We start from the raw sequence: 19,234 nt of genomic DNA, 5'->3' as shown, positions 1-19,234 counted from the left end.
CTGGATGTGTGGGGGTGTCGAGCGCCAGGGATGGCGCGAAACAAGGCACGCATGGATGCAGTTTTTGCCGTCCCCCACACATCCAGCCCGCCCGGCCCTCCGCGAAGACCTCGCATCATGCGCCTGCCACCCGCGAGGGGCCGTGCCGTTCGCAGGTACAATCAGCGCCTACTTCGAACCACGATCCGCGCCCCTTGACTACCCCGCCGTTGCTGGCCGCTGCCGGCCTTGGTTTCTCCCGCAATGACGAGCCGGTGTTCGGCCCGCTGGATTTCCACGTCGACGCCGGCGAGGCCCTGCTGGTGCGCGGCGACAACGGCGCCGGCAAGACCACGTTGCTGCGCGTGCTGGCAGGGCTGCTGCGCCCCGGCCGTGGCCAGCTCCAGCTGGATGGGCGCCCGGCCACCGCCACCGAGCGTGCCCGCTACGTCGCCTACCTGGGCCACCTGCCAGGCCTGAAGGCCGACCTGGACACGCTGGAGAACCTGCATTTCCTGTGCGGCCTGCATGGCCGCCGCGCGCGCCAGATGCCGGGCAACGCACTGGCCGTGGTCGGCCTGGCCGGACATGAAAACACATTGGTCCGCCAGCTGTCGGCCGGGCAGAAACGGCGCCTGGCGCTGGCGCGCCTGTGGCTGTCGCCGGCACCGCTGTGGCTGCTCGACGAGCCTTATGCCAATCTCGACCTGGAGGGCATCACCCTGGTCAACCGGATGATCTCGGCCCACCTGCGCAGCGGCGGCGCCGCCCTGGTGACCACCCACGGTGCCTATGCCGCCCCACCCGTACGCACCCGCGAACTGCAGCTCCAGGTGGCCGCGTGATCGCGCCCGGCACCGAACCCGGCCTGTGGCAGACCGGCCGCGCCCTGCTGGCCCGCGACCTGCGCCTGCTGTGGCGTCGCCGCGGTGACGCGCTGCAGCCAGTGCTGTTCGCGCTGCTGGTGGTGGTGCTGTTCGCCCTGGCACTGGGCCGCGAACCGGAGCGTCTGGCCGCCGACGCGGTGGCCGTGCTGTGGCTGGCGGTGCTGCTTGCCGGCCAGCTGGCGCAGGATGCGCTGTTCCGCGCCGACGCCGATGACGGCTCACTGGAACAATGGCTGCTGGCGCCGGTACCGCTGGCCTGGCTGGTGCTGGTGCGCGTGACCCTGCACTGGGCGACCACCGCGCTGCCGCTGATCGTGGTGACACCCCTGCTGGCCGAAATGCTGCATCTGCCACATGACCAGCTGCCGATGGTGCTGGCATCGTTGCTGCTGGGGACACCGCTGCTGAGCCTGCTCGGCGGCGTGGTCGCCGCCCTGACAGTGGGGCTGCGACGCTCTGGTATCCTCGTGGCGCTGCTGTCGCTGCCGCTGTACGTGCCGGTGCTGGTGTTCGGCGCCGGCAGTGTGGCTGCGGCGGCACGCGGACAGGACCCGCTGGGCGCGCTGCTGATGCTGGGCGCCGGGCTGGTTCTGGCGCTGGTGCTGGCACCGCTGGCCACTGCCGCGGCCATCCGCATTTCGCTCAGCTGACAGCCTCACGGCTCGACGCGCCCGGTTTCGAGCCACACCGCCACCACGGGATAGCCGCCACCCTCATGCAACCGATCGTCCGCTGGTTCCACCAACTCGGCTCGCCCCCCACGTTCGACCGTTTCGCCCGCCGCTGGTCCTGGGTGCTGCATCTGGCCGCGTTGCCCGTGCTGGCGCTCGGGCTCTGGCAGGCACTGCTGGTGGTACCGGCCGACTACCAGCAGGGCGACAGTTTCCGTATTCTGTTCGTGCACGTGCCCAGTGCATGGATGAGCCTGTTCGTGTTCGCGCTGATGGCGCTGTATTCGGCCATCGCACTGGTCTGGCGGATCAAACTGTGCGAGATCCTGGCCATGGCCTGCGCGCCGCTCGGGGCGGGCTTCACCCTGATCACCCTGCTCACCGGCAGCATCTGGGGCCGGCCGATGTGGGGCACGTGGTGGGACTGGGATCCGCGACTGACCAGCGAGCTGATCCTGCTGTTCCTCTATGTTGGCATCATCGGCCTCTACGCGGCCATTGAAGATCGTCGCAACGCGGCACGCGCGGCCGGCCTGCTGTCCATTGTCGGGCTGGCCCTGCTGCCGGTGATCCGCTATTCGGTGGACTGGTGGGACAGCCTGCACCAGGGCCAGAGCATCCGCCTGTTCGGGCCGACCACGCTCGATGCCAGCATGCAGCTGCCGTTGTGGCTGATGGTGTTGGCCACCAAACTCTGGTTCTTTGGTTCCCTGCTGGCCAAGGCACGCGCCGACAACCTGCAGCGTGAAGCCGGCAAGGACTGGGTACGTCGCCATCTGCAGGAGCAGCCATGAGCTATCTCGGTTATGTGGTCGCCGCCTACGCGGTGTTCATCGTGGTGCTGCTGGTGGATGCGGCCGGCTCCGCGCTGCGCCTGCGTGCGGCCCGGCGCGTGGCGCTGCTGCAGCAGCAGCGGCTTGACGCGCGCCGGGCGGCCACACTGACCCAGGCCACCGGCGAGCTGAGCCGATGAACCCGCAGCGTCGCCGCCGCCTGCTGTGGGTGCTGCTGCTGCTGGCCGCCTCGGCGCTGGCCACGGCGCTCGTGGCACTGGCGCTGCAGCGCAACGTGGCCTATCTGTACACACCCGCCGAGGTGTTGCGTGGCGATGCCGGCCATGCCGAGCGCTTCCGTCTGGGCGGCATGGTCGCCAGTGGCTCGCTGCAGCGTGAGCCGGGTTCGCTCAAGGCGCGCTTCGTGGTGACCGATGGCGATGCGCAGATGACCGTGCTCAGCAACCAGCTGCTGCCTGACCTGTTCCGCGAAGGCCAGGCGGTGGTGGTCACCGGCCGTCGCCAGGGGGATCAGTTCGTGGCCGAGGAAGTGCTGGCCAAGCACGATGAAACCTACATGCCACGCGAAGTGGCCGAAAAAATGGGCAAGGCGCACGTCAAACACGATGTGCCGGCCCCGGCACCGGGAGCCAACTGAGTGCTGCCCGAACTGGGACAGATTCTGCTGTGCTGCGCGCTGCTGGCCGCCCTGCTGCAGGCCGTGCTGCCACTGCTCGGCGCGCAGCGCGGAGTCGACAGCTGGATGCAGGTGGCACGGCCAGCGGCGTTGGCCCAGCTAGCGCTGGTCGTGGGCGCGTTCGGCGTGCTCACCCTCGCCTTCATCCGGCTCGATTTCTCGGTCGCCTACGTGGCGCAGAACGCCAACACGCTGCTGCCGATGGTCTACCGCTGGTCAGCGGTATGGGGGGCCCACGAGGGCTCGCTGCTGCTGTGGACGCTGGTACTCGCCGGCTGGGGCGGTGCGCTGGCGCTGGCCAGCGGCGCCCTGCCTGCCACCGTGCGTGCCCGCGTGCTGGCGGTGATGGGGCTGGTCAGCAGCGGCTTTCTGGCCTTCATGCTGTTCACCTCCAATCCGTTCGCCCGCCTGCTGCCGGCGCCGATGGAAGGCCGCGACCTCAACCCCCTGCTGCAGGACCCGGGACTGATCATCCATCCCCCGATGCTGTACCTGGGCTACGTCGGCTTCGCCGTGCCGTTCGCGTTTGCCGTGGCGGCGCTGCTCGAGGGCCGGGTGGACAGCCGCTGGGTACGCTGGACGCGGCCGTGGAGCAACGTTGCGTGGGGTTTTTTGACCCTCGGCATCGCGCTGGGCAGCTGGTGGGCGTACTACGAGCTGGGCTGGGGCGGCTGGTGGTTCTGGGACCCGGTGGAGAATGCCAGCTTCATGCCGTGGCTGGCCGGTGCGGCCCTGATCCACTCGCAGGCGGTCACCGAAAAACGCGGCAGCTTCGCCAACTGGACCCTGCTGCTGGCCATCGCGGCGTTTGCGTTGTCCCTGCTCGGCGCCTTTCTGGTGCGTTCGGGTGTGCTGACCAGCGTGCATGCGTTCGCCGCCGATCCATCGCGCGGCATGTTCATCCTCATCTTCCTGGCCGTGTTGATCGGCGCGGCGCTGCTGCTCTATGTGCTGCGCGCCGGGCGCTTGGACGCGCAGGCCAGCGACCCGCGCCGTGGTTTCGTGCTGGTCTCGCGCGAGACTTTCCTGCTGGCCAACAATCTGCTGCTGGCCAGTGCCTGCGCGATGGTGCTGCTGGGCACGCTGTACCCGCTGCTGGCCGATGCGCTCGGTCTGGGCAAGCTGTCGGTGGGTCCGCCCTACTTCGGCAGCCTGTTCCTGCTGTTGATGATGCCGCTGGTTCTGCTGCTCCCGTTCGGCCCGCTGCTCAAGTGGCAACGCGATCAGCCCCGCCGCGCCGTGGCCATGCTCGCGCCGTGGGCCGCGCTGGCCGCCGCGCTGGGCCTGCTGGCGTGGTGGCAGGCACCGCAGAACGGCTGGAAAGTGGGTCTTGGCATCGCCGGTGCGGTCTGGGTTGCGCTGGGCACGGCGCGCTTTGCCTGGCAGCGCCTGCGCGGCAACGGACGGCTCAATGCCGAGACCGTCGGCATGCTGGTCGGCCATGCCGGTGTGGCGGTGTTCCTGGTCGGCGCACTGCTGGTGGAAGCGCTGAACGTGCAGCGCGAAGTGGCGCTCACCCCGGGCAGCAGCGTGGTGATCGGCCGGCACGAGATCCGGTTTGAAGGTGTCGATCATCGACAAGGCCCGAACTACAGCGCCGACCGTGGGCATCTGCGGGTGTTCCGCGATGATCAACCGATCGCCCTGCTGCATCCTGAAAAACGCCAGTACGCCAGCGGCGGCCAGGTGATGACCGAAGCGGGCATCGACGCACGCCTGCGTGGCGATGTCTACGTGGCATTGGGCGAGGCGCTGGGCAACAATGCATGGGCGGTGCGCGTGCACATCAAGCCGTTCGTGCGCTGGATCTGGCTCGGCGCCCTGTTGATGGCGCTGGGTGGGTTCATCACCGCTGCCGACCGCCGCTTCCGCCGTTCCCTGGAGTCCCGCCGTGCCTGAACCCTCTTCGCCCCGCTCTTCCCGTCCGCTGCCGCCGGTTGCCATCGTCATCGGTGTGCTGTTCTTCTTCGGCCTGCTCGGCCTGATGCTGTACGGGGTGATGAAAAGCGGTGATCCGCAGCGCGATGTCCTGCCCTCGGCATTGATCGGCAAGCCCGCACCGGCGTTCAGCCTGCCGGTGCTGCATGACCCGGACATGGTGGTGCGCAGCCAGGAGCTGCGTGGTGCGCCCTATCTTCTGAACGTATGGGGCAGCTGGTGCGCGGCGTGCCGTCTGGAGCACCCCGTGCTGACCCGCTTTGCCGAGAGCAAGCGCCTGCCGGTGATCGGTTACAACTGGAAGGACGACCCGGCCGATGCGCTGCGCTGGCTGGAGCAGCTCGGCAATCCTTTCATGGTGGTGCTGAGCGATGTCGAAGGCCGCACCGCCATCGACTGGGGTGTGACCGCGGCACCGGAAACGTTCCTGGTCGATGGCAGCGGCGTGGTGCGCTGGAAATACAGCGGCGCGATGACCCAGCAGGTCATCGACCAGCAGTTGCTTCCCGCGCTGGAGAAACTGGAGACGACCCAGGGCGATGCGGCCGGCCATGCCTCCACCACGCGCTGAACCGCCGCCGGTTCGGCGCATCGCCAGCGCCGCACTGCTCGCGCTGTGGCTCATTGCAGGCGCGGTATCGGCAGCGCCGGGTCAGCCGTTGCACGACGCGCGCCCGCTGAGGTTTGCCAGTGCCGCCGAGGAGGCGCGCTTCCATGCGCTGGCCGCGCAGCTGCGCTGTGTGCAGTGCCAGAACCAGTCACTGGCCGATTCCAACGCGCAGATCGCCCAGGACCTGCGCCGCGAAGTCCTGCACCTGATCCAGCAGGGTCACGATGACGACTGGATCAAGCAGTTCCTGGTGCAGCGCTATGGCGAGTTCGTCCTGTACCAGCCCCCGCTGCAACCCTCGACGTGGCTGCTCTGGGGCGGGCCCGTCGTGTTCCTGGCAGCGGGTGCACTGGTGCTGGGCTGGCAGGTACGGCGACGCAGTCACGGCCTTGAGCCCATTGACGATCAAACCGTGGACGGGGATTTGCCGCGATGACCGGCCTGCCGATCATGGCGGCACTGGCCGGCGCCGCGTTGGCCGCCGTGGTCTTATGGCCGCTGCGTCGGCAAAGCCGCAGCGGCTTCATCGCCGGCTGCCTGAGCCTGGCCATCGCCAGCAGCTGCCTGTATCTGCTGGTCGGCCAGCCCGACACGGCGCAGCAGCGCAGCGATCCCACCGCCGACCTGCAGCGCGGCGTACAGGCATTGCAGCGCTCGCTGCAGCGTGACCCGGCCCAGCCGGAAGGATTGATGCTGCTGGGCCGCGCACTGACCGAGCTGGGGCAACCCGCGCAGGCGTCAGCGGCCTTCGACCGCGCTGTGGCATTGTCGCCCGACGAGCCCCTGCTGCTGGTGGAGGCGGCCCAGGCGCGCGCGCAGGCAGCCCCCGACAGGCGGTTTGACGACACCGCACTGGCGTGGCTGGAGCAGGCGCGGCAACGCGAGCCCAGCGCCGAGCGCGCCGGCTGGCTGCTCGGTATCGCCTTGCGCCAGCGCGGCCGCAATGCCGAGGCCGTACAGGTGTGGAGCGAGCTGCTGCCACGGCTGCAGCCCGACGCAGCGCAGGCGCTGCAGGTACAGATCGAGCGCGCGCGCGAGGCGGACCAAGGCAGCGCGCCCGCCGGTGCGGCGTTGCTGCAGGTGCGGGTGAGGCTTCCCAGTGGACTGCAGCTGCCGGATCAGGCGCGCGTGTTCGTACTGGCGCGTGCGTCCGATGGCTCACCGATGCCGGTGGCAGTGCGCCGCCTCACCGTCGCCGAGGCCAGGGCTGGCGGACTGATCACGCTCAGCGATGCCGACAGCCCGATGCCTGCTGCCCCCCTGTCGTCGCAGACCCGCGTGAAAGTGCTGGCCCGACTCTCCCGCGAGGGCGACGCCAACCGCCGTGCCCATGATCTTGAGAGCGAGGCGATCGCCGTCGGACTTCCCCATCGGCAGATCATCGAACTGACACTGCGCTGAGCTGCCGGCAGTGCCTGCACGTTGGCGGAAAACGTCGTCTCGCCTGCTGCACGGGAACCGCCGCTAGAATGAGCGCATGACCGAATTCATACCGCCCGGCAGCCGCTTTCATCCGCTGCCTTCGCCCTTTTCGTTCAAACGCGGCGGCGCCCTGCATGGCGGCCGCGTCGCCTATGAGACCTGGGGCCAGCTCAACACACAGGCCGACAATGCCGTGCTCATCGTCACCGGCCTTTCGCCCGATGCGCATGCCGCTTCCAACGCGGACAATCCCGCACCGGGCTGGTGGGAGGCGATGGTCGGCCCCGGCAGACCGGTCGATACCGACCGCTGGTTTGTGATCTGCGTCAATTCGCTGGGCAGCTGCAAAGGTTCGACCGGGCCGGCCTCGATCAACCCGGCCACGGGTGAACCCTACCGTTTGACGTTTCCCGAGCTGTCCGTCGAAGACGGCGCACGCGCGGCGATTGAGGTCGTCCGTGCGCTGGGCATCGCGCGGTTGGCCTGCGTGCTGGGCAACTCCATGGGCGGCATGACGGCCCTGGCGCTGCTGATGCTGGAACCGGGCATTGCCCGCAGCCATATCAACATTTCCGGCAGTGCGCAGGCGCTGCCGTTCTCCATCGCGATCCGTTCGCTGCAGCGCGAAGCCATCCGGCTGGACCCGCAATGGAACGGCGGTGCCTACGATGACGCGCACTACCCCGAATCAGGCATGCGCATGGCGCGCAAGCTGGGGGTGATCACCTATCGTTCGGCCCTGGAATGGGACGGACGCTTTGGCCGCGTCCGGTTGGACTCGGACCAGGTGGACGATGACCCGTTCGGCCTGGAGTTCCAAGTCGAGAGTTACCTGGAAGGTCATGCGCGCCGCTTCGTGCGTTTCTTCGATCCCAACTGCTATCTCTACCTGAGCCGTTCGATGGACTGGTTCGACCTGGCCGAGTATGCCGACGGCGACGTGCTCGCCGGCCTGTCCAGGATCAAGGTTGAAAAGGCACTGGCCATCGGCGCCAATACCGACATCCTGTTCCCGGTGCAGCAACAGCAGCAGATCGCCGATGGCCTGCGTGCCGGCGGCGCCGAGGCCGCGTTCATCGGCTTGGACTCGCCCCAGGGCCACGACGCCTTCCTGGTCGATTTCCAGCGCTTCGGACCGGCTGTGTCGAATTTCCTCGCCGCTCTGTGAGCCGTCGCCCCACCCGTGCTACCCGCAGGGCTCAGCCAACGCGGGCAGTAGTCCACGACAGCGCCTCGAGGCGTCTGCTGTTCGGCCTGGCCGGCTGCGGCGCGCTGCTGGGCGCCTGGGCCGGTGGCGGCCTGCCGGGCTGGCTGCTGGCCTGGTACGCAGTGTGCAGCGCGGTCACGTTCCTGCTGTACTGGCACGACAAGCGCGCTGCACGAACGCAGCGCTGGCGCACGCCCGAGCGCAGCCTGCAGCTGCTGGCACTGGCCGGCGGCTGGCCCGGCGCCCTGCTGGCCCAGGCCGCCCTGCGGCACAAACATCGCAAGGCGGATTTCCAGTGGGTGTTCCTTCTGTGCGTCATTGCCAATGTGGCCTGCGTGCTGCTGTTGATCCGGCAGTTCGCGCTCGCCGGATGAGTGCCTGGTTACGGCTGTGCAGCCAAAGCGGTGGCCTGCAGCTGGCCCACTGCCGCGCGAAGATTGGGCAAGGGACCGATATGTCCATTGGCACCGACCTGGGCCGAGCCGGTCTCGATCAACAGCTGACGCATCCTCGCTGGGGTGAGCGTGATGCCCCGCGCCTTGGCGATGCCGGAAAGCGCGATCACCGCGCTGGCCACGATCGGCGATGAGCTGGACGTGCCGCTGAAGGTACCGGTATAGGTCGCATTGGTGGCGCGCCAGATGTCGCCATAGCCGGTGGTGGTCACGCAGCTGCCCACGCCCTGCACGTTCACCCGGCGACCATAGGTTGAGAAACCCAGTCGCGAACGCGGCTGCTGGCGGGTACCGCACCAGCGGCTGGGCCAATGAGCACCGGCGCCGACCATGATCGCACCCGAGTCCGGCAGACCGCGCGGGAAGCTGCGGCCGAAGCAGCGTGCATTGTCGAGATTCATGTTGCCATTGCCCGCAGCCTGCACCACGTGGATGCCACGCCGTACCGCCGACACCACCGCGTCATACACCGACCCCACCCACTCACCCGGCACGTAGCCGCTGCAGCCGTTAGGACCACCGACCTGTATCTCCATCAGGATGACATCCCCGGCAGAGAGCCTGCCGGCAGCCAGCAGGATCGCATTGGCCGGGTTGAAGCCCGACTGACGGCCAACCACATTGACATAGTGCGGCGTCGCGCCGTCCACCAGCCCGCGCACGCCGATGCCGTTGTTGTCGCCGATCATCTGCCCCATGACCGCGGTGCCGTGATCCTGGAACTGCTCGACCATCCCGCCGCCCTGCGGTATCCACGTGCCCGGTACGCGCAGCTTGGTCAGATCCTCGTGCCGCCAGTTCCAGCCGAACTCCACATCCACCACGCGGATGCCACGGCCGTCGCCACCGGGCACGGTCCGCGCATACGCAGCGTCGATTCCACCCTGTGCCGCGGGCAATGCGGGAATCTGGCGGGCTTCGAACGTCGGTGTAGCCATCGTCCATGCCGCAGGCAGGGCCGGCAGCCCGCCGCTGCTGCTGCCGGCACCCGGGTCCACGGGCAGCGGCGCCGCATACGCCAACTCGACCGCGTCCATGGCGTTGAGCGCATCGACCACGCCGGTGATGTCCACGCCCTCGCGCAGCTGCAGGCGATACCACTGATGCAGCGCGGGCTGGTCGGCGGCGGTGAGCGTGCGCACCAGATCCACGTCGAACAGCGGCTGCATGTCGAGCACCGGACCGCCATCGACCAGCAGGCGGTCCAGTGCCGGCAGTGCGCCGGCGCGCGCAGCGTGCCAGCCTCCTGCAGAGCGCTGCAGTGTGTCATCGCTGCGGAACTTGACCTCCACCTGGTCGCGGGCATCGAAGCGCCCGATGACCGTGTGCAGCGGCTTTTCGACATCGCGGAACTGCGGTGCGAAGGCGGCCGCAACGGTGGTGGCCGGAAGCGCCAAAGCCAGCAGGAGTACGTGGCAGGCGCGCGCGCGTGGACTGGACATGATGGCTCCTCTGCGTTGGAAACAGCGGGTCGGATGCAGATGCAGCACCCGATGTCACGATTCCATGCTCGCAGACGTAGTTGCATGCGCCATCAGGGACGACTGGCTGTCGCTGTCGGATTGCCCCAGCAGACTGTCAGGCACTGACCGCCGGACGCGATGGCGCTGTCAGCCTGCTTGCGCCGTGATGTCCTGCAGGCGGCCCTGCTGCAGCCGGTAGACACGGTCCACCACGCCGGTGGGCAGAGCGTCGTGGGTGATCATCAGCAGGCTGCGCCCGTCGAGCAGACCGGGCAGGTCATTGAGCAGCGCGTGCGCAGTGTCCACATCCAACCCTTCGGTCGGTTCGTCCAGCACCAGCAGCGGTGCGCCGCGCAGCAGGGCGCGGGCAAGCGCCAGCCTGCGCGCCTGTCCGGCGGACAAGGTGGCGCCATTTTCGCCCACCCACCCCTGCAGGCCACCCACGGCGCGCGCCCACTCACCAAGGCGCACGCGTTCGAGCATCGCCCACAGGTCGGCGTCGGTGGCCTGCGGGTCACCCAGACGCAGGTTGTCAGCCACGCTGCCGGCAAACACCGGCGCGTTCTGTGGCAGCCATGCCAGTTGGCGATGCCAGTCATCCTGCGCCAGCGCGCGCAGATCCACCCCGCCCCAGCTGACAGCGCCCTGCAGCGGATCCCACAGCCGCAGCGCAAGGCTGGACAAGGTGGTCTTGCCACAGCCGCTGTCACCGGTGATGGCGATGCGTTCGCCGGGCGCCAGGGTCAGCTGCAGTCCGTCGAGCACCGCGCGCCCGCCCTCGTTCCAGGCAAAGCGCACATCGTGCCAGCACAGCGCCTGCACACCGCCGGGCAGTGGGTGCGGCTGCGGCGGGTCCTGCGTCGCCGGTGCCTGCTCGACGATCGCCTGCAGCCGCGCGGTGGCGATGTGACCGGACTGCAGCGACTGCCACGCCAGTCCGAGCCCGGCCCAGAGTTCAACCAGGGCCACCGTAAGGAACACCAGGGCCGCGGCCATCGGTGCATCGATACGGGCCTGCTCGTGGGCGTGCAGCGCCAGCACCAGCATGGCCAGCACGCCAGCTCCGGTGCAGCCGCCATGCAGGGCCGTAGCCGACACCAGCCGCCAGCGGCGTCGACGATCACGTGCACGCAGCTGCCGCGCTGCGATCTCCACGCCACCGCGCCAATGGTCGGTGGCCTGCAGCGAAGCAAGATCGGCAGCGCCCTCGATGCCTTCGAAGGACAGGTTACGCAGGGCGGCACGGTGTGCGGCTCGGTCGGTTTCCTCGGCCTGGCGGCCGTGCACGCCCAGCCACGGCACGCCCACACCGATCAGCAGGGCAAGCGCGGCCAGCAGCAGTGCAGCCGTCGGCAGGATAAGCGCTGCTGCGCCGATCGCCACCACCGTCATCGCCAGCAGGGCCAGCAAAGGCCCCAGCGCACGCACCCACAGGCCATCGAGCTCGCCGATGTCGCCCAGCAGGCGCGCCAGCAGTTCGCCGGTGCGCTGCGAGCCAAGCCGTGCCGGGGCCAGCGGCAAGGCGCGACGGAAGAACCACACGCGTGCGTCACGGGCGATGCGCAGGGTCACATCGTGCCCCACCAGTTTCTCGAAATAGCGCGAAACGATGCGCGCCATGGTCAGGCCGCGGATGCCGGCCGACGGTGTGAAAAAGTTGAAGCCGTTACCGATACCGGCCGCACCGGCCAGCGCCGCAGCAGTGAGGAAGCCGCCGGAGAGTCCGAGCAGGGCGGTACCGGCCAGCATCGTGGTCCACAGCAGCACGACCGCCAGCACCAGCCGCGGGCGATGTCGGGCGAACACCGCCTTGAGGGTATCAGCGGGCTTGGCACGCGAGGATGGCGGCCTGTTCATACGCAGCTCTCCGGACGGATGTCCTGCATGCGGCCGTCGGGAAGATGCAGGCAACGGTCCGCCCAGGCCATCACTGCAGGACTGTGGGTGGCCACCAGCAGCGTTCTGCCGCGTGCATGCACCGCCAGCGCACGCAGCAGTGCCGCTTCGGTCTGCGCATCAAGAAATGCGGTCGGCTCGTCCAGCAGCAGGATTGAAGGATTGCGCAGCAGCAGCCGCGCCAGGCCGATGCGCCGCGCCTCGCCGCCGGACAGGCCAAACCCCCGCTCGCCGATCACCGTATCCAGCCCCTGCGGCAGCTGCGCAGCAAAACGCATGACCTGGGCCGTCTCTGCCGCCGCCCGCAGCGTTGCGTCGCTGGCGGTGGGATCGGCCAGGCGCAGGTTGTCGGCGATGGTGCCGTGGAACAGGTAGGGCCGCTGCCCGGCATAGCCTGCGTCCTGACCCGCCTGCAGCACGATCTCGCCTTCGCGCGGCGGCAGCCAGCCGGCCAGCGCCTCGAGCAGCGTGCTCTTGCCGCTGCCGCTGGGGCCGACCAGCGCGATGCGCTGGCGCGACTGGATCTGGAAAGAAAGGTCGCGCAGCACATCATGGTGCGCGCCCAGCGGTCGCAGGGCCAGTCCTCGCACCTGCACCGGCGGCGCATGCAACTGCAGCGGCTCGGCTACGGCGGCAGGCGCAGTGGCCGGGACATCTGCCACGCCAGGAAGGCCACCGAGGAGCCGCTCGACTTCGGCGGCGGCGGCCAGAGCGTTGGCGCGGTCGTGGTAATGCGCCGCCAGCCGCCGCAGGGGCGCGTAGAACTCCGGCGCCAGCAGCAGGCAGAACAGACCCGCGCCCAAGGTCGGCACTGTGCTGTGCAAGGACATCAGCCCCAGATAGCTCAGCCCCAGGTACAAGGCCACCATGGCCACGCTGACCGAAGCGAAGAACTCCAGCACGGTGGAGGAGAGAAAGGCAATGCGCAGCACCTTCATCGTGCGCACGCGCACGCCTTCAGCCGCCTGCGCCACACCATCAAGCTCGGCCTGGCCGCGGCCATAGAGGCGCAACAGACCCAGCCCCTTGATGCGGTCAGCAAAATGGCCGCTCATGCGCGCCAGCTCACCCAGCTGCGCGCGCCCGGCCGCCTCGGCACCCCAGCCCACCAGCATCATGAAAAACGGCACCAGCGGCGCGGTCAGCACCAGGATCACCGCCACCACCCAGTCCACCCAGGCCACCGCGGCGGCCATCAGCAGAGGTACCACCACCACCTCCACCCGCACTGGCTGGAAGCCGCTGTAGTAGTTCTCGATGGCCTCGGCGTGGCTGAGCATCAGCTCGCCCAGTTCGCCGCTGCGCTGCTGGCGCAGCCACAGCGGGCCGCGCGCCAGCAACTGCCGGTACACGCGCCCGCGCAGCGCCAGCTTGGCCGCGTCGGCCACCTCCCCGGCCGCTGCCTGCACCAGACTGGACAGCCCTGCGCGCAGCAGCAGCACGGCGCCCAGCGTGACCAGCGCGGTCGTGCTCTCAGCCAGCGGCTGCTTTTCGACAAGCACGTGCTGCACCAGCCAGGCGATACACCCGGCCTGCACGATCATCAGCGCACCGGAGGCACAGGTCGCCAGGGCGGCCAGCCGCTGGCGCGCCCGGGCGGTCGACGGCAGCTCGTCCAGCCAGGCCTGGCGGGCCTTTCGCTGTGCGGCTTCGTGCAGGTAGGAAGGGTCTGGCTGGCTCACTGCAACTCGGCGGGCGAAGGAATACGGGGTACGGTCCGCATTGTACGGGTGGCCGTGGGCACGACTGCGGCCGACGGTCGCACCTGTCACGGCGTGTGGCTACGGTGGACTACATCACATGTTCATACTTTGATCTGGATCAAGGCTTTCTTCAGATGTTCGTCACATCATCTGAACCCAGACCCCCTCTCCGCCACCAGTGCACCACCCAACGAGGTAGCCAGGCCATGATCGATTCGACAGTTGTAGAACTGTCACGGCTGCAATTCGCCCTGACCGCGATGTACCATTTCCTGTTTGTACCCCTCACCCTTGGCCTGTCCTTCATGGTGGCCATCATGGAGAGCGTGTACGTGATGACCCGCAAGCAGGTCTGGCGCCAGATGACCCTGTTCTGGGGCGCCCTGTTCGGCATCAACTTCGCCATCGGTGTAGCAACCGGCCTGGTGATGGAGTTCCAGTTCGGCATGAACTGGTCCTACTACAGCCACTACGTCGGCGATATCTTCGGTGCGCCGCTGGCCATCGAGGGCCTGATGGCCTTCTTCCTGGAAGCCACCTTCATCGGCCTGTTCTTCTTTGGCTGGAACCGCCTCACCCCGGTCAAGCACCTCACGGTGACCTGGCTGATGGCGCTGGGCACCAACCTGTCGGCGGTGTGGATCCTGATCGCCAACGGCTGGATGCAGTACCCGGTGGGTGCGGTGTTCAACCCGGAAACCATGCGCATGGAAGTGGTGGATTTCGCCGCCGTGCTGCTCAACCCGGTGGCCCAGGCCAAGTTCGTGCACACCGTCAGTGCCGGCTACGTGACCGGTGCGGTGTTCGTGATGGCCATCAGCGCCTTCTATCTGCTGCGCAACAAGCATCGCGACATGGCCCGCCGCTCGTTCGCGGTGGCTGCAGCCTTCGGCCTGCTGTCCTCGCTGTCGGTGGTGGTGCTCGGTGACGAAAGCGGTTACGCCGCCAGCGAACACCAGAAGATGAAGCTGGCCGCCATCGAAGCCATGTGGGAGACCGAGCGTGCGCCGGCCGACTTCACCGCCTTCGGCATTCCCAACCAGCAGACCCACACCAACGACTACGCAATCAAGATCCCGTACCTGATGGGCCTGATCGCCACCCGCTCGACCAACCAGCCGATCCCCGGCATCCTGGAACTGGTTGAACGTGCAGAGCACCGCATCCGCGGCGGCCAGATCGCCTACGGCGCGCTGCAGCGCGTGCGCGCCGACAAGAACGACGTGGAAGCACGCCAGATGTTCGACCGCCACTGGCAGGACCTCGGCCATGGCCTGCTGCTCAAGCGCTACCGCGAGGACATCGGCAACGCCACCCAGGAGGAGATCGCCAAGGCCGCCCTGGACACCGTGCCCCGTGTAGCACCGCTGTTCTGGACCTTCCGCATCATGGCCGCGCTGGGCTTCTACCTGATCGCCTTCTTCGCGCTGGCCTTCTACTTCTCCTGCCGCCACAACTTCCAGGACAAGCGCTGGTTCCTCAGGCTGGCCGTGTGGACGCTGCCGGCGCCGTGGATTGCCATCGAGTGCGGCTGGTTCGTGGCCGAGTATGGTCGCCAGCCGTGGGCCGTGGACGGCGTGCTGCCAACCTTCTATGCAGCTTCGGGCCTGGCCCTGCATGAAATCCTGACCACACTGGCAGTCTTCGTGGGCCTGTACACCGTGCTGCTGATCATCGAGATCAAGCTGATGCTCAAGGCCATCCGCAAGGGCCCGGATGACATCCTGCCGACGCTGCAATCACCGCCGAAGCCACTCGACCCTGGTGCCACCGCACCCGCGTCCAGCCAGGCCTGAGCAAGGAGAACGACAATGGAATTCCTTGGACTTGATTACACCACCCTGCGCGTGATCTGGTGGCTGCTGCTGGGCATCCTGCTGGTGGGCTGGGCCGTGATGGACGGCTTCGACCTCGGCGTGGGCACCCTGCTGCCGTTCGTCGCACGCAACGATGAAGAACGCCGGCTGGTGATCAACACCGTCGGCCCGGTGTGGGAGGGCAACCAGGTGTGGCTGGTGCTCGGCGGCGGCGCGATCTTCGCCGCCTGGCCGCCGCTGTACGCGGTGAGCTTCTCGGGTTTCTACCTCGCGGTGTTTGCGATGCTGTTCGGACTCATCCTGCGCCCGGTCGGCTTCAAGTACCGCAGCAAGATGCCGAGCCAGCGCTGGCGCGACAACTGGGACCGTGTACTGTTCGTCGGCGGTCTGCTGCCGGGCCTGATTGCCGGCGTCGCAGTCGGCAATGTGCTGCTGGGCGTGCCGTATCACTTCGATGACAGCATGCGCATCTTCTACACGGGCTCGTTCTTCGGCCTGCTCAACCCGTTCGCACTGGTGGCCGGCCTGATCAGCGTGGCCATGCTGGTGGCCCACGGCGCATCGATGCTGGTGCTCAAGACCGACGGCCCGGTGGCCGAGCGGGCTGCGCGCTACGGCAGCGTGGCAGCGGTGGCCAGCTTCCTGCTGTTCGGCCTGGCCGGCCTGTGGGTGGCCTTCGGCCTGCCCGGCTACCAGATCACCTCCCAGGTGGTGACCGACGGCCCGAGCAACCCACTGCTCAAGACCGCCGAACTGGGAACGGTCGCCGGTGGCTGGCTGCGCAACTACAGCAGCATGCCGCTGACCGCGCTGGCACCCATTGCCGGTCTGGTCGGTGCACTGGCCGCGGCAGTCCTGCTGCGCGCCCGTCGCGGTGGGCTGGCCTTCCTGGCTTCGGGCGCCTCCATTGCCGGCATCATCCTGACCGTCGGCTTTGCGATCTTCCCGTTCTTCCTGCCTTCGTCCAGCCAGCCCTCGGCCAGCCTGACCGTCTGGGACGCATCCTCCAGCCATCTCACCCTGGGCATAATGCTGCTGGCCACGGCGATCTTCCTGCCGATCATCATCGCCTACACCACGTGGGTGTACCGCGTGCTCAAGGGCAAGACCACCGTCGAAGAGATGGGCGACAACCCCAACGCGTACTGACCCCCTGCCCTGTCGGCCCCGGCCGGCAGGGCGCAGAACAGCTGATACAAGGAGATCGACCATGTGGTATTTCGCCTGGATTCTCGGCACCGGCCTGGCATCGGCCGTGGCCATCCTCAACGGCATGTGGTTCGAAGCCCGCGAGGCCGCCGCACACAGGAACGGCATCGACCCATGATGTAAATGCGTAAAAAACAGTTGCCGCCTTGGCCTTCACACGGTATCTTAGGCGGCTCCTTCGGGGTGTAGCTCAGTCTGGTAGAGCGCTACGTTCGGGACGTAGAGGTCGCAGGTTCGAATCCTGTCTCCCCGACCACTTCGGTGGTCACAGAAAGCCTGGAGAAGTCGTCCAGGTTTTTTTGTCCCCGTCAGGAGAGATGCCGGCCCATCGGCATCGCAGTACGGCTCTCCCCCTTGCCGCCATCGGGGGAAGTGGCTAGAATAGGCGGCTCCCTTCGGGGTGTAGCTCAGTCTGGTAGAGCGCTACGTTCGGGACGTAGAGGTCGCAGGTTCGAATCCTGTCTCCCCGACCACTCTGGTGGTCACCAAGAAGCCTGGAAGACGTCACTGTCCTCCGGGTTTTTTTGTGCCTGCGGACAGCGGACCGCTCCCCGATCAATGAGCGAACGGCCGCGCTGCGCGCTCGCCGGGCAGAGACCGGCGCTACAAACACCGCGCGCCGGTAGGTGACGACCGTTGGTCGTCACGCTGTTGCCGCCGCACCCAGCAGCACCGCACGGCTGCGCCGCTGGAGCGTGACGACCAACGGTCGTCACCTACCCCGCCCGCTCAATGCAAACGGCCGCGCTGCGCGCTCGCCGGGCAGAGCCTGGCGCTACAAACACCGCGCGGCAGCCAGCATCCCCGACACAGTCCCCGACGCCGCAGCACGTGCGCACTGCTTGCACGATCCCTTATCTCCCCTGACAGGCGGGATAGCGACTGGGGATAGCACCTTCGCATGTACCGTTGTACTGGTAGCGCTTGCTCATCATGCAGCGCTGGATTTGATCGAACTTCTCGCCAGACAGCCTCGCCGTCTCTGCCCCCGTGCTTCCTGACACGCCGGCATAGCCACCATTGTCCATTCCGCCGCAGGCAATCCAATCTCGTTGCTGCTCGGCCTGCGAACGCGAGGGATGCTGCCATTTGTCTCTCAGAGGAGTCGGATGAACGAGCTTTTGATAGGTCTCTTTATCGCAGTAGGCCATCGGCGTTTGCGGGCCACAGATACGTCCATTGCCGATCAAGCAGCCCGTCAATCCGATCGGCATCAACAACAGTGCGATTCTGGCAAGGTGGGTCTTCATGGGGCAGCCTCGATGAACTTGGTGATGGCCTGCCAGGCGCCTGGCGGGAGGCCTTTTGCCATTGACCTGCCCCCGCTGGCCGTACCAGTCGTTACTGATAAAGCCCGGGGTTGAAGGTTACTGCGTTGTTGGCTTGCTGTGTGCGGTGGTTGGCTGCGAACTGTGAAGGGGGTATGCGTCCGCAACTGCTATGCGGGCGGACTTCGTTGTAGTCGCGTCGCCAGTCGGCGATCACGTCGCGGGCCTGGGCCAGCGAGGTGAACCAATGCTCGTTGAGGCACTCATCGCGGAACTTGCCGTTGAAGCTTTCGATGTAGCCGTTCTGCGTCGGACAGCCCGGTTCGATCAGGATGTGTTCGATCCCCTGCCGCTGCGCCCAAGCGAGGAAGGCACGGCTGGTGAACTCGGGGCCATTGTCCGTCCGTACGGCACGGGGGTAGCCACGGAAGCAGGCGGCCTGATCAAGCAGTCGCGTGACGTACTCGCCGCTGATGCCATGATCCACCGCGATATCTACACTCTCCCAGGTGAAGTCGTCGACAACGGTCAACGTTTTGATACGGCGGCCATTGGCCAAAGCATCGAAAACGAAGTCCATGCTCCAGGTGTCATTGGGCATTGCCGCTGCCACCAGCTTCTGGCGTTCGCCGACCACGCGCTTGGCTTTGCGCCGCCGGCGCACGCCCAGCTTCGCCTCGCGGTAAAGACGGTAAATCCGCTTGTGGTTCACGTTCGGAAACTCTGTATTGAGCAGATCGTGCAGACGGCGATAGCCGAACCTACGACGTACCTGCGCCAGTTCGAACAGCCGCGCCGAGAGCCGCTGCGTGTCCAGTGTCGGCACCGGTTCGTGGCGGAATGCGTCGCGTGACAGCCCCGCAAGGCGGCAAGCCCGGCGCTCGCTGATTGACGTCAGCTCGCACATGCGCCGGATTGCCTCGCGCTTGCGTTGCGGGGCTAGCGTTTTACGCCGAAGCCGACTTTGAGCGCTTCGATGTCCAGGTGCGCCTCGGCCAGCAAACGCTTGAGCCGACCGTTCTCGGACTCCAGTTCTTTCAGGCGCTTGGCATCTTCGGCTTCCATGCCACCGTACTTGGCCCGCCAAGCATAGAAGCTGGCGGGGCTGAAGCCATTCTGCCGGGCCAGTTCGGACACCGCCATTCCGGCGTCGGCTTGTTTGATGAACCCGATGATCTGCTCGGTGGTGAAACGACTCTTCTTCATGTCCGTCCTCGTGGTTGACGGACTTTACAGCAT

19 protein-coding genes and 2 tRNA genes are annotated in these 19,234 nt (G+C 67.3%); 16 read left to right on the top strand and 5 right to left on the bottom strand.

Translation table 11 applies throughout. The features are described from left to right. Window positions 1-194 precede the first annotated feature (194 nt). The 11 genes from ccmA to RZA67_RS07095 all read left to right on the top strand — a co-directional run bounded on the left by ccmA (window position 195) and on the right by RZA67_RS07095 (window position 8,558). Entirely contained in the window at window positions 195-824 is a 630-nt protein-coding gene (gene ccmA, locus RZA67_RS07145; protein ID WP_317212005.1) for a heme ABC exporter ATP-binding protein CcmA, read from the top strand. Then, complete coding sequence (gene ccmB / locus RZA67_RS07140) at window positions 821-1,516, top strand: heme exporter protein CcmB (protein ID WP_317212004.1); 696 nt, start codon at window positions 821-823, stop codon at window positions 1,514-1,516. Before ccmA ends, ccmB begins: the two co-directional genes overlap by 4 nt. Before the next feature lie 65 nt (window positions 1,517-1,581). After that, the gene (ccmC, locus tag RZA67_RS07135) at window positions 1,582-2,331 is read left to right on the top strand and encodes a heme ABC transporter permease CcmC (protein WP_317212003.1); all 750 of its coding nucleotides are present in this window, start codon (window positions 1,582-1,584) and stop codon (window positions 2,329-2,331) included. Next, complete coding sequence (locus RZA67_RS07130) at window positions 2,328-2,510, top strand: heme exporter protein CcmD (protein WP_317212002.1); 183 nt, start codon at window positions 2,328-2,330, stop codon at window positions 2,508-2,510. Before ccmC ends, RZA67_RS07130 begins: the two co-directional genes overlap by 4 nt. Next, the gene (gene ccmE, locus RZA67_RS07125; RefSeq protein ID WP_317212001.1) at window positions 2,507-2,968 is read left to right on the top strand and encodes a cytochrome c maturation protein CcmE; all 462 of its coding nucleotides are present in this window, start codon (window positions 2,507-2,509) and stop codon (window positions 2,966-2,968) included. The genes RZA67_RS07130 and ccmE overlap by 4 nt, the downstream gene beginning before the upstream one ends. Continuing rightward, the gene (locus tag RZA67_RS07120) at window positions 2,969-4,906 is read left to right on the top strand and encodes a heme lyase CcmF/NrfE family subunit (RefSeq protein ID WP_317212000.1); all 1,938 of its coding nucleotides are present in this window, start codon (window positions 2,969-2,971) and stop codon (window positions 4,904-4,906) included. Next, the gene (locus RZA67_RS07115) at window positions 4,899-5,516 is read left to right on the top strand and encodes a DsbE family thiol:disulfide interchange protein (protein WP_317211999.1); all 618 of its coding nucleotides are present in this window, start codon (window positions 4,899-4,901) and stop codon (window positions 5,514-5,516) included. Before RZA67_RS07120 ends, RZA67_RS07115 begins: the two co-directional genes overlap by 8 nt. Continuing rightward, the gene (locus tag RZA67_RS07110; protein WP_317211998.1) at window positions 5,497-5,991 is read left to right on the top strand and encodes a cytochrome c-type biogenesis protein; all 495 of its coding nucleotides are present in this window, start codon (window positions 5,497-5,499) and stop codon (window positions 5,989-5,991) included. The genes RZA67_RS07115 and RZA67_RS07110 overlap by 20 nt, the downstream gene beginning before the upstream one ends. After that, window positions 5,988-6,956 (top strand): tetratricopeptide repeat protein, encoded by a 969-nt coding sequence (locus RZA67_RS07105; protein WP_317211997.1) that lies wholly within the window; start codon window positions 5,988-5,990, stop codon window positions 6,954-6,956. Before RZA67_RS07110 ends, RZA67_RS07105 begins: the two co-directional genes overlap by 4 nt. A gap of 76 nt (window positions 6,957-7,032) precedes the next feature. After that, window positions 7,033-8,145 carry a homoserine O-acetyltransferase gene (locus RZA67_RS07100; RefSeq protein WP_317211996.1) on the top strand — a complete coding sequence of 371 codons (1,113 nt, stop codon included), beginning with the start codon at window positions 7,033-7,035 and terminating at the stop codon, window positions 8,143-8,145. Between the two features lie 74 nt (window positions 8,146-8,219). Then, window positions 8,220-8,558, top strand: coding sequence for a DUF1294 domain-containing protein (locus RZA67_RS07095; RefSeq protein WP_317213932.1), 339 nt, complete (start codon window positions 8,220-8,222; stop codon window positions 8,556-8,558). Window positions 8,559-8,566: 8 nt separating this feature from the next. Here RZA67_RS07095 and RZA67_RS07090 read toward each other — a convergent pair whose 3' ends face one another. The 3 genes from RZA67_RS07090 to cydD form a co-directional block, all read right to left on the bottom strand. Next, complete coding sequence (locus tag RZA67_RS07090; protein ID WP_317211995.1) at window positions 8,567-10,081, bottom strand: S8 family serine peptidase; 1,515 nt, start codon at window positions 10,079-10,081, stop codon at window positions 8,567-8,569. A gap of 168 nt (window positions 10,082-10,249) precedes the next feature. Next, window positions 10,250-11,959 carry a thiol reductant ABC exporter subunit CydC gene (gene cydC / locus RZA67_RS07085; protein ID WP_317211993.1) on the bottom strand — a complete coding sequence of 570 codons (1,710 nt, stop codon included), beginning with the start codon at window positions 11,957-11,959 and terminating at the stop codon, window positions 10,250-10,252. Then, a complete protein-coding gene (gene cydD, locus RZA67_RS07080) occupies window positions 11,956-13,680 on the bottom strand; it encodes a thiol reductant ABC exporter subunit CydD (protein WP_317211992.1) in 1,725 nt (574 codons plus the stop codon). The genes cydC and cydD overlap by 4 nt, the downstream gene beginning before the upstream one ends. Before the next feature lie 227 nt (window positions 13,681-13,907). Between cydD and RZA67_RS07075 the strand changes: the two genes are divergently transcribed. The 5 genes from RZA67_RS07075 (at window position 13,908) to RZA67_RS07055 (ending at window position 17,200) form a co-directional block, all read left to right on the top strand. Next, on the top strand, window positions 13,908-15,497 hold the full coding sequence (locus tag RZA67_RS07075; RefSeq protein ID WP_317211991.1) for a cytochrome ubiquinol oxidase subunit I: 1,590 nt from the start codon (window positions 13,908-13,910) through the stop codon (window positions 15,495-15,497). 15 nt (window positions 15,498-15,512) lie between these two features. Beyond that, window positions 15,513-16,667: a cytochrome d ubiquinol oxidase subunit II gene (gene cydB / locus RZA67_RS07070; RefSeq protein WP_317211990.1), complete on the top strand. Its 1,155-nt coding sequence runs from the start codon at window positions 15,513-15,515 to the stop codon at window positions 16,665-16,667. Window positions 16,668-16,728: 61 nt separating this feature from the next. Next, complete coding sequence (cydX, locus tag RZA67_RS07065) at window positions 16,729-16,845, top strand: cytochrome bd-I oxidase subunit CydX (protein ID WP_317211989.1); 117 nt, start codon at window positions 16,729-16,731, stop codon at window positions 16,843-16,845. Window positions 16,846-16,906: 61 nt separating this feature from the next. Beyond that, window positions 16,907-16,983: transfer RNA gene (locus RZA67_RS07060), tRNA-Pro, on the top strand. Window positions 16,984-17,123: 140 nt separating this feature from the next. After that, window positions 17,124-17,200: transfer RNA gene (locus RZA67_RS07055), tRNA-Pro, on the top strand. A 381-nt stretch (window positions 17,201-17,581) separates the two neighbouring features. Here the strand turns inward: RZA67_RS07055 and RZA67_RS07050 are convergent. Both RZA67_RS07050 and RZA67_RS07045 read right to left on the bottom strand, forming a co-directional pair. Beyond that, on the bottom strand, window positions 17,582-17,977 hold the full coding sequence (locus RZA67_RS07050; protein WP_317211988.1) for a hypothetical protein: 396 nt from the start codon (window positions 17,975-17,977) through the stop codon (window positions 17,582-17,584). A gap of 91 nt (window positions 17,978-18,068) precedes the next feature. Beyond that, window positions 18,069-19,201 (bottom strand): IS3 family transposase gene (locus tag RZA67_RS07045; protein ID WP_317211987.1). Its coding sequence is split into 2 segments (ribosomal slippage): window positions 18,069-18,946 and window positions 18,946-19,201, totalling 1,134 coding nucleotides; the frame shifts between segments, so codons are not numbered across the junction. Window positions 19,202-19,234 lie beyond the last annotated feature (33 nt).

The organism is Stenotrophomonas sp. C3(2023), from assembly GCF_032911385.1.
Lineage (GTDB): Bacteria > Pseudomonadota > Gammaproteobacteria > Xanthomonadales > Xanthomonadaceae > Stenotrophomonas.
Note: the sequence above shows the minus strand (reverse complement) of the source record. Positions and strands in the feature narration are given on the sequence as shown.